We start from the raw sequence: 16672 nt of genomic DNA on the forward strand, positions 1-16672 counted from the left end.
GTGCTGATACCGGATTCAATCGTTCCAGGTCGTGCAGGTCATGTAGGTCGAGGACCGGCCGCAGCGGGCTTGGTCAGCGAGGTGGTGGGGGCAGCGTCGGGCTGTCGAGCCAGGCGGCGAACAGGCCGTCCAAGGGCTCGCGGGCGAAGCGCTGGGCGTGCAGGCGGAACTGCTCCGTCGTCACCGTGGAGTGTGGGTGCTCGGCGACCCAGGCTCGCAGGAGCGTGAAGAAAGATTCGTCGCCCACCCTCTTACGCAGGGCATGCACGGTCAGCGCGCCACGCTTGTAGACCAGCGGGTCGAACATCCGGTCGACGCCGGGATCTGCGACGACGACGTGGCGTGGGCGAGCCGCGACCCACGCGTACCACTGCGCGGCCAGGGCGTCGGTTGGCAGGTCGCCGCAGACGCCGGACCACAGCCACTCGGCGTAGGTGGCGAAGCCCTCGTTGAGCCAGATGTGCCGCCAGTCCGCCACCGTGAGGCTGTTGCCGAACCACTGGTGGGCCAGTTCGTGCACGATCAGCCGCTCGTGCGTGCGCCGCCCGTCGACGTGGTTTCGCCCAAAGACCGCCATGCCCTGCGCTTCGACCGGATCGTCGAGGTCGTCGTCGGCGACCACGACGACGTACTCCCGGAAGGGGTACGGCCCGAAGAGTCGCTGCAGCGCCGACATGATCTGGCCATGCCGGCCGAAGTCGTGCGCGGCGTTACGGCGCAGCGCGGGCGGGATCGCCGCGCGCTGCGCCACCTCACCGACAGCGAGATCGACCATCTCGTAACGTCCGATCTGCACGCTCATCAGGTACGGCGAGGTGGGCTCGCGGCGCTCGTACACCCAGGTCGTGCCGCCCGCGCCGCGCTGCTGGAGTACGGGATCACCGGTCACCAAAACGGTGTACGGGGCGGGGGTTGTGACTGCCACCCGGAAGGTGGCCTTGGCACCGGGTTGGTCATCGCACGGAAACCACGACGGCGATCCGTTTGGCTGGCTGGCCACGAGCACCCCGTCGGTGAGTTCCTCCCACCCGAGCTCGCCCCACCGGCCGGAGATGGGCACCGGCTTTCCCGCGTACCGGATCTCCACCCGGAAGGTGTCCCCGGCGCCGATCGGCCGCTCCGGTTTGATCTGCAGCTTGTCCGGCCGGTGCAGGTACTTCGCCGGGCGCCCGTCCACTCGGACGTCCTGGACGCGCAGCCGACCGAGATCGAGAGTGAACCGCGAGAGCGACTGCAGAGCCGCCGCGGTGATGTCCGCCCGGCCAGCGAGCCGGTTCGACACGACCCGGTAGTCGAGGTCGAGGTCGTAGTGCAGTACCCGGTAGCCGCCGTTGCCGTGCTCGGGCAGGTAGGAGTCGCCGGAGCGACCGGCGCCGGGCGTTGCGCCGCTCGACGCCGACGCCGCCTTCGGATTCATGCCGACCGTGCCGCTGGCGCCGACCAGGTGGTGATCGGATTGCCCAACCAGCGGCTGTCGCACGGCACGGCGTCGCCGCGGGTCACCAGTGAACCGGGCCCGACTGTGGTCCGCGCGCCGATGCTCGCGCCCGGCAGGACGATGCCGTGCGGGCCCAGCGCGGCTCCCGCGCCCAGTGTCACCTGGTCCATGCTCATCACACGATCATGGAACAGGTGGGTCTGCACCACACAACCGCGGTTCACCGTCGCGCCATCGCCGAGGCGCACCAGGTCGTACTCGGGCAGCCAGTAGGTCTCCAGCCAGACGCCACGGCCGATCTTCGCACCGAGCGTGCGCAGCCATGCCGTCAGCAGTGGCGTGCCGGTAGCGAAACGGACCAGCCACGGCGCGGCGAGGACCTCGACGAACGTGTCCGCGAGCTCGTTGCGCCACACGAAGGAGGTCCACAGCGCGCGCTCGGCGACCCGGAAGCGCCCGACCAGCAGCCACTTCGCGGCCGTCGCGATGGCGGCGGCGACGATCGCCGCGCCCAGCAGCACCGGCCCGGCCGCGAGAGCGGCCGCCCACCACCCGGCAACCCGCCAGACCAGCGAGAGTACGGCGAGGACGCCGATCGCCAGGGCGCCGGCGCACATCACCGGAACGATCCGGCACAGCTCGATCGCAGCTCGGGCCAGCTTCAACCGGACCGGCGGGTCGAAGGTGCGGCTGGTGTCGGCTGCTTCCACGGTCCGGCGCAGCGGCATCGGCGGTGCGCCGAGCCAGGACGAACCCTTCTTCGCCTTGAACGGCGCTGACGACAACACCCCGACCAGGCCCCGCTTCGGCACCGAACGTCCGGGCGCGGCCATTCCCGAGTTGCCGAGGAACGCCTGCTTACCGATGCGGGCCGGAGCGACGCGCAGCCACCCGTGGCTCAGCTCGTAGGTCGCGACCATTGTGTCGTCAGCCAGGAAGGCCCCGTCGGCGACCGTGGTCATCGCCGGCAGCGCGAGCACTGTGGATGCCTCCACCCCGCGTCCCACCTTGGCACCCAGCAGCCGCAACCACACAGGTGTGAAGAGGCTGGCGTAGAGCGGGAACAGCCCCACCCGGGCCATCCCCATCAGCCGCTCGGTCGTCCAGACCTGCCACGCCACCCGCCCCTGCACCGGGTGGTACCCGGCGCGCAGGCCGATGCTGAGCGCCCGGACGGCCACGAGCACCACCAGCGCGTAGCCCACGACGTAGGCGACGGTCGCCACCGCGACGGTGGCCAGCACCGCGCCGACAGTTGGTCGGATGGCGAGCGTCCAGCCCAGCAGGGCGAGCGCCGGCAGGGCGGCCACGACCGGAACCAGCCCCAGCAACTGGGCTGTCAACCCGTACGCGACCGGCCAGAGGCGTGCACCCGTCCGCGATCGAGAGGGACGCTGCCCGGGCCACCCGTCCGAATCCTTGGCAACCGCGGCTGCGGCTGGTGAGCCGGCCCAGTGCTGGTTGGCCGGTACGGCGCCGGCCACCGTCGAGCCCGCGGCGACGCGGGCGCCCTTGCCGATCCGAGCGCCGGGCATCAGGGTGCTGCGGGAACCGACCCGGGCGTCGGCGCCGACGCGAACCCTGCCGATGCGGACGACATCGCCGTCGACCCAGTGGCCGGACAGATCGACCTCCGGCTCGATCGCCGCGCCCCGGCCGAGCTTCAGCAGGCCGGTCACCGGCGGCGCGGAGTGCAGGTCGACGTCGGCCCCGATCTGCGCGCCGAGGGCCCGGGCGTAAGTGATCATCCAGGATGCTCCGGCGACGCTGGTGGCGCCGGTCAGCTCGGCGAGGCGTTCGGCGGCCCACAGCCGCAGGTGCACGCCGCCACCGCGGGGGTAGCTGCCGGGGCGTACCCCACGAAGCAGCAGTCGCGCTCCCGCGGCGGCCAGGGTTATCCGACCCGGCGGGCTGAACAGCACGAGCCAGCCCAGCGCCACCCACCACCAGGAGACGACCGGCGCCCAAGGTGCGGGAGCGAACAGGGCGAGGACGTTGCCGAGGGCGGCCAGGACGGTCAGCCAGCGCAGCCCGACCAGCGCGAGCATCGGCACCATCATCGCGGCCTGGATCAGCCCGGTGCGCCTCGGCACCGGCCGGACCTCCCGGCGCGTCACCGCCGTGGTGTCGAGCGCGTCGAGCACCGCCGCGAGCCGCGACAGTTTCGGGTGGAGGTAGATGTCGGCCACCGAGACGCGCGGGTGCCGGCGCCGGATCCACGCCACCAGTTGCGCCGCGTTCAGGCTGCCGCCGCCGTAGGTGAAGAAGTCCGCGTCCGCCTCGGTGGGGCGTACACCCAGGATCTCCGCCCAACCGCCGGCGAGCCACTCCTCCGTCGCGGTCAGCTCAACCACAGTGTCGCCCGGGGTGGCCAGCGGCCAGGGCAGCGCGGCCCGATCCACCTTGCCGGATGTCCGGGTCGGCAGCGCATCCACCACGGCCAGCAGCGGCACGAGCGCGGCCGGCAGCTGCTCACGGATCCGCAGCGCCGCCGTCGCCGCATCGAAGGTGACGCCTTCGTGCGGAACCACGTACCCCACCAGCAGTTGATTGCCCGCGGCGGTGCGCTGCACCGCCGCGGCCGCACCGGCGACGGTGGGCAGCGCCTGCAGCGCGGCGTCGATCTCACCCAGCTCGATCCGGCGTCCGCCGAGCTTCACCTGCTCGTCACCGCGACCGACGAACAGGAGCCCCTCGGGCTCCGCCCGGACGATGTCCCCGCTGCGGTACGCCCGCTCCCAGCCGAGCGCGGGCAGCGCCGCGAACTTCTCGGCGTCCTTGCCCGTATCCAGATAGCGGGCGAGTCCCACCCCGCCGATGACCAACTCGCCGGTCTCACCCATCGCTACCGGAGCGCCGGATCCGTCGACCACGGCGAGCTCCCAGCCGGCCAGCGGCAACCCGATGCGGACCGGTCCCTCGCCGGTCATCCGCGCGGCGCACGCGACCACCGTCGCCTCGGTCGGTCCGTACGTGTTCCAAACCTCGCGACCCTCGACGGCCAAGCGCTGCGCGAGCTCCGGCGGGCAGGCCTCCCCACCAAAGATCAGCAGCCGCACCTCCTCCAGCGCCTCGACCGGCCACAGCGCAGCCAGCGTCGGCACCGTCGACACCACCGAGATGCGCTGCTCGGCCAACCACGGACCGAGGTCGACACCGCTGCGGACGAGCGACCGCGCGGCCGGCACCAGACACGCGCCGTGCCGCCACGCCAACCACATCTCCTCGCAGGACGCGTCGAACGCCACCGACAGCCCGGCCAGGACCCGATCCTGCGGGCCGATCGCCTCGCTCGCCTCGTCGGCGAGGAACAACTGCGCCTCGGCGTCCACGAAAGCCGCCGCCGCGCCGTGGCTGACCGCCACACCCTTCGGGGTGCCCGTCGAGCCGGAGGTGAAGATGATCCAGGCGTCGTCGTCCGGGCCGGGCCGGCCGGTCCGACCCGCGGGGGTACGACGCAGCGACACCGCCAGCCCGTCACCAAGGACCGCCACGACCCCCGCCTCGGCGAAGACGAGCTCGGCGCGTTCCTCGGGATCGTCCGCGTCGACCGGCACGTAGGCCGCGCCCGCCGCGAGAACGCCGAGGATCGCCAGGTACAGCTCTGCCGTACCGGAGGAGATCCGGACGCCCACCCGGTCGCCGACACCGATGCCGTGCCCGGAGAGCGACCTCCGTACGGCCTCGACCTCATCGGCCAGGTCGCGGTACGTCAATGTGGTGGCACCGCTGTCGAGCGCACCCGCGTCGGCGTGCGCGCGCACGGAGTCGTCGAGAATGTCGACCAGCGTGCGGCGGGCCGGGGCGGAGGCGGATCGGAACACCGCAGGGATCGTCGGTGCGGCAGCTGACGGCGGTAGCGCGACCACCTGGGGTTCACTCGTCACGGGCACCCGGCGTTCACCTTTTCGTCTTGCGGATCGGCGTCAACCAGGCGCGCGGCACGCGGACCCGCCCTGGGCAGCCCTCAACGCTACGTCGCACCTGGCCGCAAGCGACGGCATCGTGTCCACCACCACAGCGACCCGTGGGAACGTCGAACGCCTGCGAAACGCCACCGGCCGATCACAATCGTGTCAGGGATCAGGCCGTCTCGTCGCTACGGATGTGAACGGTCCCACCGTCGTTGCGCAGTTCCTCCGTCACCTGCTTCTCGGTCAGGGCGACCAGGTGCGAGTCGACGCTCGCCTCGGCCTTGAGGCGGTGGTGCGTTTCGTGCACGAGGGCGGAGATCTCGCTCTCGTCGGCATCCGGGAATCGTTGTCGCAGCGTCTCGACCTGGCGTTGCAAGGCGATCTCCGGGTCAACGAGTCCACCACTGGCTGCGGGTTCGGTCATCACACACCTCGCACGTCGTCTTCATGGTCTGCACAGGTAGTGCCCCGGACATCCACTCGACATTCCGTCGTTTGCGCAAAGTTCACCTGCGGGAGCAGGCCTTCTCGCTCCGTCGGTGGGACGTTCGAGAGTGCCAGTTCCGTCAACGTTTCGGCAGTCCATGATCATCATCGTGGTCCTCACGTTAACGCTGTTCGGCGCGACGACGTGGACGGCGCTGCAGCAACCGCTCGCTCCAGCCGCTCGTTCCGGCGTACCTTCTCGACAGTGGTCGCCGTGGCGTGGTCGCCCTGCGATGTGTCTTCGGGGATCTACGCGGAGCGACCACGTGGCCTAGAGGGCGACTTGCTGGCGGGCGGCCATCCTGCTGATCGCGACGTTGATGGCGAAGATCCCGGCCAAGGCTGCCAGGAGCACAGTTCGGGCGCTCAATTCCCCATACTCGCGCTGCCAGTCCGATGGCTGGTAGGGCAGCGTAGCCAGGATTGGCACCAGAAGGAGCACGCTGGCAGCGATCGACATCCGCACATCCAACGCCGCGCCAACGAGAGCCGCCACCAGCCCACCGGTCACGATAACTGGCAGCGTGAACGGGTCTTCCCACCCGTTGAGCGGATTAGGCGTCATGATCGCCACGATCATCACCGCGCCAACAAGGCAGGTCCATGGTCGCGTGTCCCGTGGTTGGCGCGCTCGAAGCAGCGGCACCATCGTCAGCACGGCCAACAAGCATGCCCACGTCGGAAGTTGCACGGCCAGGTGGAGAACTGCCTGCAGCCCCAACGGGTGTACCTCGCCGCCCATCTCCAGCTCTGCCGCGTACCACCCGGAATACCACACTTGCGCACCGAGAGCGCCGACGGTCATGGCGAACGCGAGGCGGTAGCGAGCCCATGCCGCACCGGCCAACGCGAGAAGCAATAGTCCCGGTGTGGCCAGGCTTCCGGCGAAAACCAAGAAGTCCAAAGGGATCCCAGGCAGCAACAACTGCACCACGGCGGGCTTGGCTGCAAGGGCGATGCCACACACGAGCAGGGACAGCGCGGTCAATCGCAGCGCGGAGTGCAGCAATGCGGCTCGGGAGCCGAGCCGGTCCACGCCGGTACGGACCCGCAGACCTGCCACCACGAGTGCCGCGGACTCCCGAAGGCTCAGGTGCCTCCGGTCCATCGCACCCCCGCCCAGCAGCGTTTCCAACATCTCGTCGGCGCGGTACTGCCGATAGGCCCGAGGGTAGGCGCGCAGCAGCCACCGGTAGCGGCGCTCCAGCCCGGTCATGCCGGCACCGTCCGCACCGTCGCAGCCGTCGACGGCACGGAACGGTCTCGAACGATCCGAGCCGCAGCGGCCAACCGCGCCGCCTCCTCCTGTAGTGCGGACAACCCGTGCTCGGTCAGCTCGTATGTGCGGCGGGCGCGGCCGTTGACCACCGACTCCTCGCAAAGTCGCACCATCTCCTCGCCGGTGAGCCGGTCCAACGCGGCGTACAGCGTGCCAGTCGTCAACCGCACCCGCCCGTCGGACAGGTCCTGCACGCGCTTGACGATGGCGTAGCCGTGCAACGGTTCGTCCTGCAACGCGGCGAGGATGAAGTAGGTGGGTTCACGCATCGGCACGGAGGGTTTAGGCATGTCATCAACATAAGCAGATCAACAACCTATTGGTCAAGGGCGAATCTTCCCCGCGGTAGGACCAGGAATGACAGCCGAAAATCTCGTCGCGGCGTGAGCCGCTGCGGCGACGCGTCGCACGGGCTCTGCTCACCGGTCAGCGGGTAGGTGCTGCTCCGGCGTCGCTGAGGTGTTTGGTGATGCGGAGCAGCACCTGGCCCGGCGCGCCGGTGACGAAGGCGGCCGTGTCGGCGAGTGCGCCGATCAGGGGCAGTCCACGGCCGCCGATGGTGAGCGGGGCGGGGAGGTCGGCGTCGAGCTTGGTGTTGTCGGGGCTGCGACCGCGGTTGCCGACCTCGATAAGGCAGACGTGGTCGTCGACGCCGATGGTGATGTCGACGTCGCTGCCGGGGTCGGCGTGGATCACCGCGTTGGCGCATGCCTCGCTGATCAAGACAGCCAGGTTGGCGCGGGTGTCCTCGCTGATGTCGGTGAGGCTCAGCAGAGTGGCGAGAATATGGCGGGCGCGGGTCGCGGAGGATGGTTCGCGGGGGAGTGACAGCGTCATGCTCACCCGCATCTGCGTTACTCCTTCTGGCCCGTGCATGACCCACCGGATCACTGTCGACATCCTAGGGCGGAATGCGCCGGTGTTGATCAGCGCTACCGCTGTCTCACCGCTACCCCGCCCGAGCTGAGGTGAAACGGCCGGGGTGTACACCCGCCGGCGGCGGTTCACCCGCTGGCGAACTAGGGTGAGCGGGCATCGTCGGCGTGGGAGGTTGTGGTGGATCTGCAGTTGTCGGTCCGAGCTGGCCGGGGTTGCACCGTGCTCGAGGTGCGCGGCGAGCTGGACATGGCGACGTCCCCGCAGTTGCGTGAGGGTCTGCAACGGCTGGTCGACGCCGGTGACCGTCGGGTGGTGGTGGACCTGGCTGGGGTGGGTTTCATGGACTCCAGCGCGCTGGGCGCGCTGGTCGTGACGTTCAAGGCGTTGCGCGACGTCGGCGGTCGGCTGTGCCTGGCCGCGGCGCAGCCCGCCGTGCGCGGCGTCCTGTCGGTCACGTCGGTGGATCAAGCTATCGACGTCTACGACAGCGTGCCGGCGGCTGAAGCCGATATGCGTCCCACGGACACGCCAGGCCGCTAGTCAGTCGGGCAGCGCGGTGCTGGCGCGCGCCTGGTCGGCGCCGGCGCTGGTCTGCCGGTCCTCGGTGTGTCCGCCGTGCCAGTCGATGATGAACAGGGTGGCGTCGTCGGCCAGCGTCGGTCCGCTGACCTCGAGCACGGCGTCGGCCAACGCCCGGACAGCCTCGCGCGGGTGCAGACCGGCGATCGACCGCAACATGGCCGGCAGATCCAGGCTGGCGGCGTTGCGCTCCCGCACGCCGTCGGTGATCACCACCAGACGGTCGCCGGGGCGCAGCGTGACCTCGCCGGCCCGGTATGAGGCCTCGGCGAACATGCCCAGGGGGAAGTTTCCCGGCAGGGGCAGCGCCCGGGTGTCTCCGTCGCGTACCAGCATCGGCGGTACGTGCCCGGCGTTGAGCAGCGCGCACACCCCGCTGCGCAAATCGAGACGGCCCAGCACTGCGGTCACGAAGCTGCCGGGCACGGCGCTGTGTGCGGCCACGTCGGCGTCCGCGGCCTGGGCCTGCTCGACCAGGCCCACCCCGCGGCGGCGACTGTTGCGCATGCTGCCCACCCCGAGGGTGGCCGTCAGCGCGCTTGCCACCCCGTGGCCCATCGCGTCGGTGACACTGAAGTGCAGCACGTCGCGGGCGAGGCTGTAGTCGAAGGTGTCCCCGCCGACGCTTGCGGCGGGTTCCAACCAGCCAGAAAGGGTGAACGCGCTGGCCTCACAGGTGAACGAACCCGGCAGCAGGCGGCGCTGGATCTCCCCCGACAGGGTGAACGGGGTCGTGCGCTGCCCCCACTCGAACAGGTCGGTGTGTCGCCGGTTGGCGATCACCACGAACGCCAGGACGTGCGCCGTGCGGGCCAACTCCGCCAACTCCCGGGCATCCGGCTCCGCCGGCAGGACCATCTCCAGCAAGCCAATCGCCTCGCCGCGGTCGGTCACCGGCGCCCACACCGTCCACCCGTCAGGCTGCCCGAGGACCTGCACCGTCTGCGTGCGCAACGCCTGCTCCGTGGGACCACCGTCAAACGGCATGACATTGGCAAGCTCGTCATCCTCCCGGCGTCCCTCCTCGGCACCGTGCAGTGGCACGTGCGCCAACCGGACCAGCGCCCGACCGCTCAGGTCCGCGATCAGGAACGCGACGCTACGTGCCCCCAGCGCCGCACCGAACTCCCGGGTGACGGCCTCGACCGCTTCGACCGGCGAGGCGTTCTCCGCCGCATCCAACATCTGAGCCATGATCCGTCCTCGACTGCTTCCCACTGCCGGAGCTTACGAGACCCGGCCGGTCATTGCCTCGGCGCACGACCCCGCAGCGTCGACAACCCGGACAGCGTCTCCAGCCCGCCGTGACTGTCAACCCCCTGACGCGCCCGGCGGCGACCGTCGCTCGCAACCGACGAGGCCGCACCTGGTTCGGGAGATCCGTGGGCGTCACCTATGGCCGGCCGATCGCAACCGGGATTCCGGCGACTCGTCGAGGGGTTCGCCATGGCGATACTCACACTGCGCGGCGGAATGTCTCCGGAGCAGGTGCGCGACGCTGATCCTCGCCGCGCTGTCCGGCGTGGCCGGACTCATCGCCTTCTTCGCCGCCAGACAGGTACGCGTCCGCGACTGGTCCGCGTTCGGCGTAGGCCTTACTCGGTACGGTGGCTGCTGATTGGCAGTGTGGCTCGGCGGCAGAGTGCCGGCCCGCTTCAGTGAAGGAGGAATCGGCAGGGGCCAACCGGCGCACCGGTCATCGGAAGCTCGTCAGCGGTCGTGGGCGGCCGGCTGATCGTCAATCGGGCGGTCGAAGTCGATGCGGTGGTCGTACAGCCAGGCAAACGCCCCAGGGGTATTGAACTTCCTCATGAACAGGGGAAACGTCACGTCGCGCAGGACTCGACTCAGGCCGGTGGCCGCCTTGCTGCGGTTGACCTGTTTGGCTCCCGCCAGCACCTTGCTGACGCGGTCGGCGCGTAACCGTTGGTACGCCTGGAACGCCGTAGTCGGATCGTCCCGATCTCGCAGACAGCGGGCCAGTTGCACGGCGTCCTCGAATGCCATCGACGCGCCTTGGCCGGAGCTGGGTGAGCTGACGTGTGCGGCGTCACCGATCAGGACGACGCGTCCGCGGTGCCACCGCTTCGGGGTACGCATGTCGTGCATGGGAAACCACGTGTAGTCCGGCCGTGTCGCGCGGATGAGCCGCGTGGCCGGCGACCTGTCCCCGGCAAAGACTTGCAGCAGTCGCTGTTGCCATTGCGAGCCGGTGATCGCGGCTAGGTCGGCTGCTGTGGGTTCGTCGGCCCACGGCAGGTTGGCGAACCACCAGACGCTGCCGTCCGTGCTGGCCATGGAGGCGAAGAACGCTCGCCTGCCAAAGACCATGTTCATCACACCGGGCTCGGATTGCGGTGTGGCCTCGCGGGTGATCCCGCCCGTGCCGATGAGCCCGACGTATCGGGGTCGTGGTGCGTGCGGGTCTACGAAGCGCCGGGTCGTCGAGGCGATGCCGTCGGCGCCGATGAGCAGGTCGCCGACAGCTTCCGTGCCATCGGTGAACACCGCGGCGACCTGGTCACCGCGGTGTTCGGTGTGGGCCAGGCGCTTGCCGTGGTGGATGGGCACGCCGCGGCCGAGGGCCTCTTGCCGCAGCGCCGCGTAGAGGTCGTAGCGTCCGATGACGATCGGGAGCGTCCCGTCGGGCAGCGGAGTGCCGGTGTGTCCTTCGCCAAGGCGGCTGCCGTTGCCGAGCCACATGACGCCTCGGGGTACCGGGAAGCCGGCGTCGCGGACGATGGTGTGCGCGTCGAGGGTGCGCAGTGCGTCGAGACCGTTGAGGGAGATGCCCATGCTGGCACCCACGTCGTGAGCCGTGGTGGCGTACGCCTCGTAGACGGTGGCGTCGATTCCGACCTTTTGTAGTGCGATGGCGGCGGTCGGACCCGCGACACCGCCGCCGATGATCAGTGCGTGAGCCATGCTTTCTCGTTCCTGTTCTACGCTTCCCACGGAGTCATCACACTCGGGAAGTAACTTCCCATGGAAGTTACTTCCCGAGGAAGCTATCCGGAATGGGGTGGGCATGTCAACGGGGCACGAGGCGCTCGTGGCGGCTGCCTGGGTGGAGATCCCGCAGTTCGTCAGTGCCACCGCGCTGTTCCAGTCGGCGGTCGCCGACCAGGTCGGTGTACCGGTCAACGACCTGCACTGCCTCAACCTCGTCAGCACGGGTCTCGCCGTCACACCCACTCAGCTCGCCGAACGGATGGGCATGACCACCGGCGCGGTGAGCAAGATGCTTGACCGGATGGAGGCGCAGCGCCTCGTCCGCCGTGAGCATGATCCGCACGACCGCCGCCGGATCACCGTGCACGCCCGGCCCGATCGGACCGACGAACTGGCCGCGCTCTACCAGCCGATGGCCGCGTACCTGACCGAGCACATCGCCGGGTTCACCGACGACCAGCTGCGCCTGCTAACCGACTTCGCCCGCACCGGCCGCGAAGTGGCGCTGCGCGAGGCCACCCGACTCCGTGAGGGCGGCAGGCCACACTCCACGCGGAAACGCCGGCCTCCGGATGGTTTACCGAGCTGATCGCGCGGCGTCCTGGATGGATGAGGCGGTCGGCCCGCTCTCGGGCTTGTGCGCGATTTGCTGTTCGGGACAGGGTTGGGACTGGTCAGGTCTGACGCGCCGTGATGGGCCGGCGTAGTTCGGTCACCAGCGACCGTACCCACGGCTGGCGGATGGTGGGTTCGCCGGCTATCGCTGCGGCAAGCCCGGCTCGCCCTTCGGGCGAGCGGCCGTAGGCGACGAGGGCCACGGCTTCGGCGAGGGCGGCCAACGTCTTGGGATCGCGTGCCGGGACGTGCGTGTCCTGGTCGAGCCACCGTACGACGGGGAACGAGCGGGTGATCTTGTGCTGGTGGTCGCCGAAGTACTCCCACAACCATCTGCGCAGGTGGACGCCGACCTGTCGGCGCCGGTACTGCTGCCACGGCCGAAATTCTACCCGGCTGGGCGCGTTCGATCTCCAGAGTGGAATGTCGCCGAACTGCGGAGGAGGGTCAGCCATGCGCATCTGCGCCGCACACGTCCGTTGTGCGGTGAGCGCGTGAAACGCCGAACGGCGGCCCGCTGAATCAGTCGGGCCGCCGTTCGCGGAGTGTGGATCAGAGCGGGCGGATGTTCTCCGCCTGCGGGCCCTTCTGGCCCTGGGTGACGTCGAACTCCACCTTCTGGTTCTCGTCGAGGCTGCGGAAGCCGCTCGCCGAGATCGCGGAGAAGTGGGCGAAGACGTCGGCGCCGCCGTCGTCCGGGCTGATGAAGCCGAAGCCCTTGTCGGCGTTGAACCACTTCACGGTACCTGTAGTCATGTCTGCTCCTCGCAGGCTGTTAGAGACCGCACTGTGCGGACCCTTACGCCGCTGCGTTGATCACCCGCGTCGAAACGACACGAAAAACGAAAAGCGCCTGGATAGGTTTCAGTTAACCCATCAGGCGCTAGAAAACGTCTACGGAAATCAAAACTGCAACTGGGCAACCGTAGCACATGATCTGTCGCGGAGCCCGTGGAGGTCAGTGGACCTGGTGCCTTGTCTGCTTCATCGATGCCGCCCTGGACACCGACCACGCGCTGATCCGCCTGCGCGGAAGGGTGCCACGCAACGCTGGCAGCCATTACACCGGTGCTTGCCAGCCGACCGGACGGCCATGCCGGAGCTCGCCGCCCAGCTCACGAGCGGGCCCGACGAGCGGCGGTCCGGAAGACGACGGATACTCGCCTGATGACTGGACCGGATCTCGACCCCGAACAGTATCCGCCCATCGACCCCCGCGAACCGGTGCCCGACGACGCGGGCGTCCTTCTGCCCGGCGCGCCGGACGAACTGCCCGAAGCCCCGACCGAACCGATGCCGGACGATGGTGGCAACGCCGGCGGTGTACGAGAGCCGGCATAGATCCGTCCGCGAGCGGGCGCGACACCAACCCGACCGCCGGTGCCGCCGCCGACGCGCACGACCACCGCCGCCATCGCGACCGCCGCCACGGCACTGTGTGCCAACCGCCGGGCTGCGACAGCGGCGACCGTCGCGCCTCGTCGGCGGTGCGCGGGCCGTGTTGAGGGCCGGCAACGCGGCGGTGAGCACCACGAGATTCATCACCGCGGCGGCGGCCGCAGACGCCGCAGCACACGAGGCTGGCCAGGGGCGATGGCGAGGAGTGCCGTCAGCAGGGTTGGGCCCACCTCGTCTCAGGAACTTGACAGCAATTCGGTACAGCCGTCTCTGTATCGTCCGCATCGGACTGCGCCGCTGTAGGTGGGCGGGCTGATCACATTGCTCACGCGCGGACGAGGACGGGAAATGACGAGGAACACTCGCTTGACCTTGGCGTTGATCGCGGTGGTGGTGCTCGTGGTCGGCGGTCTGCTGGCCGTCAACCGTCCCGACCAGCCTCCCGCTGCGACCACTGATGCTGGCGTGGTCGAGGCGACGGTGCTGGTGCGCGAGGACAGCCATCGATTGTCCACCGCGCCGAATGGCAAGGTGACCCTTGTCGAGTTCCTCGACTTCGAGTGCGAGTCCTGCGCCGCCGCGTACCCGGCGGTCAAGCAGATCCTTGCCACCTATCAGGACCGCATCACCTTCGTGGTCAGGTATTTCCCGATCCCGAGCCACCCGAACTCGGACCTGGCCGCGCGTACCGCTCAGGCCGCCGCGAACCAGGGCCGCTTCTCCGACATGTACGTCCAGCTGTTCGAGAATCAGGCCCGCTGGGGCCACAAGGAGCAGCCACAGACGGAGGCGTTCCTCGGGTACGCCAGTACTCTCGGCCTGGACATGCCGCGCTTCCAGCGCGACCTCGACGACCCCGCCACTGCCGCGCGGATTGCCAAGGACAAGGCCGACGGCGCAGCCTCCGGTGTGCAGGGCACCCCGACGTTCTTCCTCAACGGCCGGCAACTGACCGACCTGCGCGGCCAGGACGACCTCGTCGCCGCCATCGACGCCGCGCTGGTCGAATGAGCGCCGCCACCGTCGACGCGCACGCCGAGCGGACCTCGCTCGAACAGGCTTTCCTGTCTCGGGCCACCGCCTGGATCTGCGCCGTCGGTGGCGTTGTCGGGATGCTCGCCGCCACGATCCTCATCGTCGAGAAAATCAACCTGCTCGCCGATCCCAGCTATGTGCCGAGCTGCAGCATCAACCCCATCTTGTCCTGCGGTTCGGTCATGACCACACCACAGGCCGAGGTGTTCGGAATCCCCAACCCGCTGATCGGCGTCGCGGGGTTCGCCGTGATCAGCACGATCGGCGTCGTCCTGCTGGCCGGTGTGCGACTGCCCAGCTGGTTCTGGTTGGGACTACAGGCCGGCGTTACGTTCGGCGTGGTTTTCGTGCACTGGCTGATCTACCAGAGCCTCTACGTCATCGGCGCTCTGTGCCCGTACTGCATGCTGGTCTGGGCGGTCACCATTCCGATTTTCCTGTACGTCACGCTGCGCACCCTGCGCGACCACGGCGGTGCGCTTCCCGGGCCCGTTCGGCGGGTCGCCGCCGCTGCTGCCAACTACCACAGCCTCATCCTCACCGGCTGGTACACGGTCATCCTGCTCGCGATCCTGCACCGCTTCTGGGGTTACTGGATCACTCTCGTCTAGCCGGTCCGCTGCCTTGCGGCTCGCCGCGCGGAAGGTGCGGTGAGTCGAAGGATGCTCCCCCGCCCGCAGGCCCCCCGTTCAGCGGGTGTCGGTGGTGCAGCACCCGTCGCTGGATCCGCTGGCGTCGCTGCGGCCGGCGGGGGAGCGCAGGGCGGCACCGGGCGCGCAGCAGGTGTCGCCGCGCCAGGCTTCGCGGCCTTCCTTGACCGCGACCGCGGCGATGATCAGAGCGGCGGCGGGGTCGGCCCACCACCACCCGAACAGCGAGTTGACCGTGAGCCCGACCAGCAGCACCCCCGAGAGGTACGTGCACAGCAGGGTCTGCTTGGAGTCCGCGACGGCTGACGCTGACCCGAGTTCACGCCCCGCGCGGCGTTGTGCGGCCGACAGGACCGGCATCACCGCCAGGGATACCGCGGCCAGGACCAGACCGATCGTGGAGTGATCCGCGCGGTCGGCGCCGACGAGCGCGCGCACCGATTCGACGGACACGTAGGCGGCGAGGGCGAAGAAGGACATCGCGATGATCCGCAGCGCGGCGCGTTCCCGGCGTTCGTGGTCGGGGCCGGAGAACTGCCAGGCCACTGCGGCGGCGGAGGCCACCTCGATGACGGAGTCGAGCCCGAACCCGATCAGCGCGGTCGAGGAGGCGATCCGGCCGGCGCTGATGGCGATGACCGCCTCGATCACGTTGTAGGTGATCGTCGCGGCGACGAACAGGCGCACCCGCCGGATCAGGATCGAGCGACGGGCCGGCGACGGGCCAACCGACATCAGCGGAAGTGGCGCGTTCATCAGCAGCACCCCTCGGATTCGGTGGCCGGGCAGGCGGCTGGATCGACGGCCAGGACCAGACCGAGCAGGTCTCCGAGGGCGTGCGCGAGGCGGGCGTCGGCGAGTTCGTAGCGGCTGCGGCGGCCTTCGGGTACGGCGACGACAAGGCCGCAGCCGCGCAGGCACGCCAGGTGGTTGGAGAGGTTCTGCCGGCTCGTGCCCAGCAGGTCGGCAAGCTCTGCCGGATAACCGGGCCCGTCGCGTAGCGCGAGCAGGAGCCGGGCGCGAACCGGGTCGGACAGGGCATGACCGAACCGGGCCAGGACCTGCCCGTGCGTCAGCGTCTCCACCCAATGACCGTACATCGCACCGTGAATTAACGCGACGCTGAACTGTGGTGTCATCCAGGGTTTGACTTGGCACGACGACCACGGGTCAGCACGGAATCACTCACCGAAACCCTTTTCCGTGCGGCAGGGTGACCCCAGACATCGAAGGAAGTCGCCTCCGCGGCGGTGACGAGTCGCTGGTCGTCCCCTCGTCGGCACGGTGGGCGGCTCGTCGAGCTTGGACCGCGTCAGTTCGGCGTGCGGCCGTCTGAGCGGGGCCGCCTAAAGATCTTGAAAAAATTCCGGTTGGCGGCAACCTGCGGGCGACGGATCGCATGTACCCGGATGTCAGCGATGATCGCCACGATCCATAGGGGTCCAGA

Annotated in this window: 17 protein-coding genes; 5 read left to right on the forward strand and 12 right to left on the reverse strand. The window is 69.4% G+C overall.

Going from position 1 to position 16672, the window contains the following annotated elements; all coding sequences use genetic code 11:
* Positions 1 to 73: 73 nt before the first annotated feature.
* From ACLJOK_RS04895 to ACLJOK_RS04920, 6 genes are all read right to left on the reverse strand, one after another.
* Positions 74 to 1417, reverse strand: a complete 1344-nt coding sequence (locus tag ACLJOK_RS04895) for a M1 family metallopeptidase (protein WP_410816419.1) — start codon at positions 1415 to 1417, stop codon at positions 74 to 76.
* Positions 1414 to 5325, reverse strand: a complete 3912-nt coding sequence (locus ACLJOK_RS04900; protein ID WP_410816420.1) for a Pls/PosA family non-ribosomal peptide synthetase — start codon at positions 5323 to 5325, stop codon at positions 1414 to 1416. Before ACLJOK_RS04900 ends, ACLJOK_RS04895 begins: the two co-directional genes overlap by 4 nt.
* A gap of 196 nt (positions 5326 to 5521) precedes the next feature.
* Complete coding sequence (locus tag ACLJOK_RS04905; protein WP_410816421.1) at positions 5522 to 5776, reverse strand: three-helix bundle dimerization domain-containing protein; 255 nt, start codon at positions 5774 to 5776, stop codon at positions 5522 to 5524.
* Positions 5777 to 6109: 333 nt separating this feature from the next.
* Entirely contained in the window at positions 6110 to 7054 is a 945-nt protein-coding gene (locus ACLJOK_RS04910; protein ID WP_410816423.1) for a hypothetical protein, read from the reverse strand.
* Positions 7051 to 7407, reverse strand: coding sequence for a PadR family transcriptional regulator (locus ACLJOK_RS04915; RefSeq protein ID WP_410816424.1), 357 nt, complete (start codon positions 7405 to 7407; stop codon positions 7051 to 7053). The genes ACLJOK_RS04910 and ACLJOK_RS04915 overlap by 4 nt, the downstream gene beginning before the upstream one ends.
* Positions 7408 to 7543: 136 nt before the next feature.
* On the reverse strand, positions 7544 to 7966 hold the full coding sequence (locus ACLJOK_RS04920) for an ATP-binding protein (protein WP_410816426.1): 423 nt from the start codon (positions 7964 to 7966) through the stop codon (positions 7544 to 7546).
* A 207-nt stretch (positions 7967 to 8173) separates the two neighbouring features.
* On the opposite strand from ACLJOK_RS04920, the gene ACLJOK_RS04925 reads away from it, so the two are divergent.
* Positions 8174 to 8536: an STAS domain-containing protein gene (locus tag ACLJOK_RS04925; protein WP_410819270.1), complete on the forward strand. Its 363-nt coding sequence runs from the start codon at positions 8174 to 8176 to the stop codon at positions 8534 to 8536.
* Here ACLJOK_RS04925 and ACLJOK_RS04930 read toward each other — a convergent pair whose 3' ends face one another.
* Together ACLJOK_RS04930 and ACLJOK_RS04935 are read right to left on the reverse strand one after the other, a co-directional pair.
* Positions 8537 to 9769 (reverse strand): PP2C family protein-serine/threonine phosphatase, encoded by a 1233-nt coding sequence (locus tag ACLJOK_RS04930; RefSeq protein ID WP_410816427.1) that lies wholly within the window; start codon positions 9767 to 9769, stop codon positions 8537 to 8539.
* A gap of 516 nt (positions 9770 to 10285) precedes the next feature.
* Complete coding sequence (locus ACLJOK_RS04935) at positions 10286 to 11500, reverse strand: FAD-dependent monooxygenase (protein WP_410819271.1); 1215 nt, start codon at positions 11498 to 11500, stop codon at positions 10286 to 10288.
* Positions 11501 to 11603: 103 nt separating this feature from the next.
* Between ACLJOK_RS04935 and ACLJOK_RS04940 the strand changes: the two genes are divergently transcribed.
* Positions 11604 to 12116, forward strand: a complete 513-nt coding sequence (locus tag ACLJOK_RS04940; protein ID WP_410816429.1) for a MarR family winged helix-turn-helix transcriptional regulator — start codon at positions 11604 to 11606, stop codon at positions 12114 to 12116.
* Positions 12117 to 12201: 85 nt separating this feature from the next.
* On the opposite strand, the gene ACLJOK_RS04945 is transcribed toward ACLJOK_RS04940, so the two are convergent.
* On the reverse strand, positions 12202 to 12597 hold the full coding sequence (locus tag ACLJOK_RS04945) for a hypothetical protein (protein ID WP_410816431.1): 396 nt from the start codon (positions 12595 to 12597) through the stop codon (positions 12202 to 12204).
* 97 nt (positions 12598 to 12694) lie between these two features.
* Complete coding sequence (locus tag ACLJOK_RS04950) at positions 12695 to 12898, reverse strand: cold-shock protein (protein WP_043326981.1); 204 nt, start codon at positions 12896 to 12898, stop codon at positions 12695 to 12697.
* A gap of 411 nt (positions 12899 to 13309) precedes the next feature.
* Here ACLJOK_RS04950 and ACLJOK_RS04955 point away from each other — a divergent pair, with 411 nt between their 5' ends.
* The 3 genes from ACLJOK_RS04955 to ACLJOK_RS04965 all read left to right on the forward strand — a co-directional run bounded on the left by ACLJOK_RS04955 (position 13310) and on the right by ACLJOK_RS04965 (position 15186).
* Positions 13310 to 13483, forward strand: a complete 174-nt coding sequence (locus tag ACLJOK_RS04955; protein WP_357177827.1) for a hypothetical protein — start codon at positions 13310 to 13312, stop codon at positions 13481 to 13483.
* A 405-nt stretch (positions 13484 to 13888) separates the two neighbouring features.
* Positions 13889 to 14551, forward strand: coding sequence for a DsbA family protein (locus ACLJOK_RS04960; protein WP_410816433.1), 663 nt, complete (start codon positions 13889 to 13891; stop codon positions 14549 to 14551).
* The gene (locus ACLJOK_RS04965) at positions 14548 to 15186 is read left to right on the forward strand and encodes a vitamin K epoxide reductase family protein (RefSeq protein WP_410816434.1); all 639 of its coding nucleotides are present in this window, start codon (positions 14548 to 14550) and stop codon (positions 15184 to 15186) included. Before ACLJOK_RS04960 ends, ACLJOK_RS04965 begins: the two co-directional genes overlap by 4 nt.
* Before the next feature lie 78 nt (positions 15187 to 15264).
* Here ACLJOK_RS04965 and ACLJOK_RS04970 read toward each other — a convergent pair whose 3' ends face one another.
* Complete coding sequence (locus ACLJOK_RS04970; protein ID WP_410816435.1) at positions 15265 to 15981, reverse strand: cation transporter; 717 nt, start codon at positions 15979 to 15981, stop codon at positions 15265 to 15267.
* Positions 15981 to 16310 (reverse strand): ArsR/SmtB family transcription factor, encoded by a 330-nt coding sequence (locus tag ACLJOK_RS04975; protein ID WP_410816437.1) that lies wholly within the window; start codon positions 16308 to 16310, stop codon positions 15981 to 15983. Before ACLJOK_RS04975 ends, ACLJOK_RS04970 begins: the two co-directional genes overlap by 1 nt.
* Between the last annotated feature and the right edge of the window lie 362 nt (positions 16311 to 16672).

Source organism: Micromonospora sp. 050-3, assembly GCF_046549335.1.
Taxonomy (GTDB): Bacteria; Actinomycetota; Actinomycetes; order Mycobacteriales; family Micromonosporaceae; genus Micromonospora; species Micromonospora trifolii.

Coding starts and splice junctions, on each gene's coding strand:
- ACLJOK_RS04895 (WP_410816419.1), bottom strand. CDS start 1,417: ATGAATCCGAAGGCGGCGTCGGCGTCGAGCGGCGCAACGCCCGGCGCC.
- ACLJOK_RS04905 (WP_410816421.1), bottom strand. CDS start 5,776: ATGACCGAACCCGCAGCCAGTGGTGGACTCGTTGACCCGGAGATCGCC.
- ACLJOK_RS04910 (WP_410816423.1), bottom strand. CDS start 7,054: ATGACCGGGCTGGAGCGCCGCTACCGGTGGCTGCTGCGCGCCTACCCT.
- ACLJOK_RS04915 (WP_410816424.1), bottom strand. CDS start 7,407: ATGCCTAAACCCTCCGTGCCGATGCGTGAACCCACCTACTTCATCCTC.
- ACLJOK_RS04920 (WP_410816426.1), bottom strand. CDS start 7,966: ATGCGGGTGAGCATGACGCTGTCACTCCCCCGCGAACCATCCTCCGCG.
- ACLJOK_RS04930 (WP_410816427.1), bottom strand. CDS start 9,769: ATGGCTCAGATGTTGGATGCGGCGGAGAACGCCTCGCCGGTCGAAGCG.
- ACLJOK_RS04935 (WP_410819271.1), bottom strand. CDS start 11,500: ATGGCTCACGCACTGATCATCGGCGGCGGTGTCGCGGGTCCGACCGCC.
- ACLJOK_RS04940 (WP_410816429.1), top strand. CDS start 11,604: ATGTCAACGGGGCACGAGGCGCTCGTGGCGGCTGCCTGGGTGGAGATC.
- ACLJOK_RS04945 (WP_410816431.1), bottom strand. CDS start 12,597: ATGGCTGACCCTCCTCCGCAGTTCGGCGACATTCCACTCTGGAGATCG.
- ACLJOK_RS04950 (WP_043326981.1), bottom strand. CDS start 12,898: ATGACTACAGGTACCGTGAAGTGGTTCAACGCCGACAAGGGCTTCGGC.
- ACLJOK_RS04955 (WP_357177827.1), top strand. CDS start 13,310: ATGACTGGACCGGATCTCGACCCCGAACAGTATCCGCCCATCGACCCC.
- ACLJOK_RS04960 (WP_410816433.1), top strand. CDS start 13,889: ATGACGAGGAACACTCGCTTGACCTTGGCGTTGATCGCGGTGGTGGTG.
- ACLJOK_RS04965 (WP_410816434.1), top strand. CDS start 14,548: ATGAGCGCCGCCACCGTCGACGCGCACGCCGAGCGGACCTCGCTCGAA.
- ACLJOK_RS04970 (WP_410816435.1), bottom strand. CDS start 15,981: ATGAACGCGCCACTTCCGCTGATGTCGGTTGGCCCGTCGCCGGCCCGT.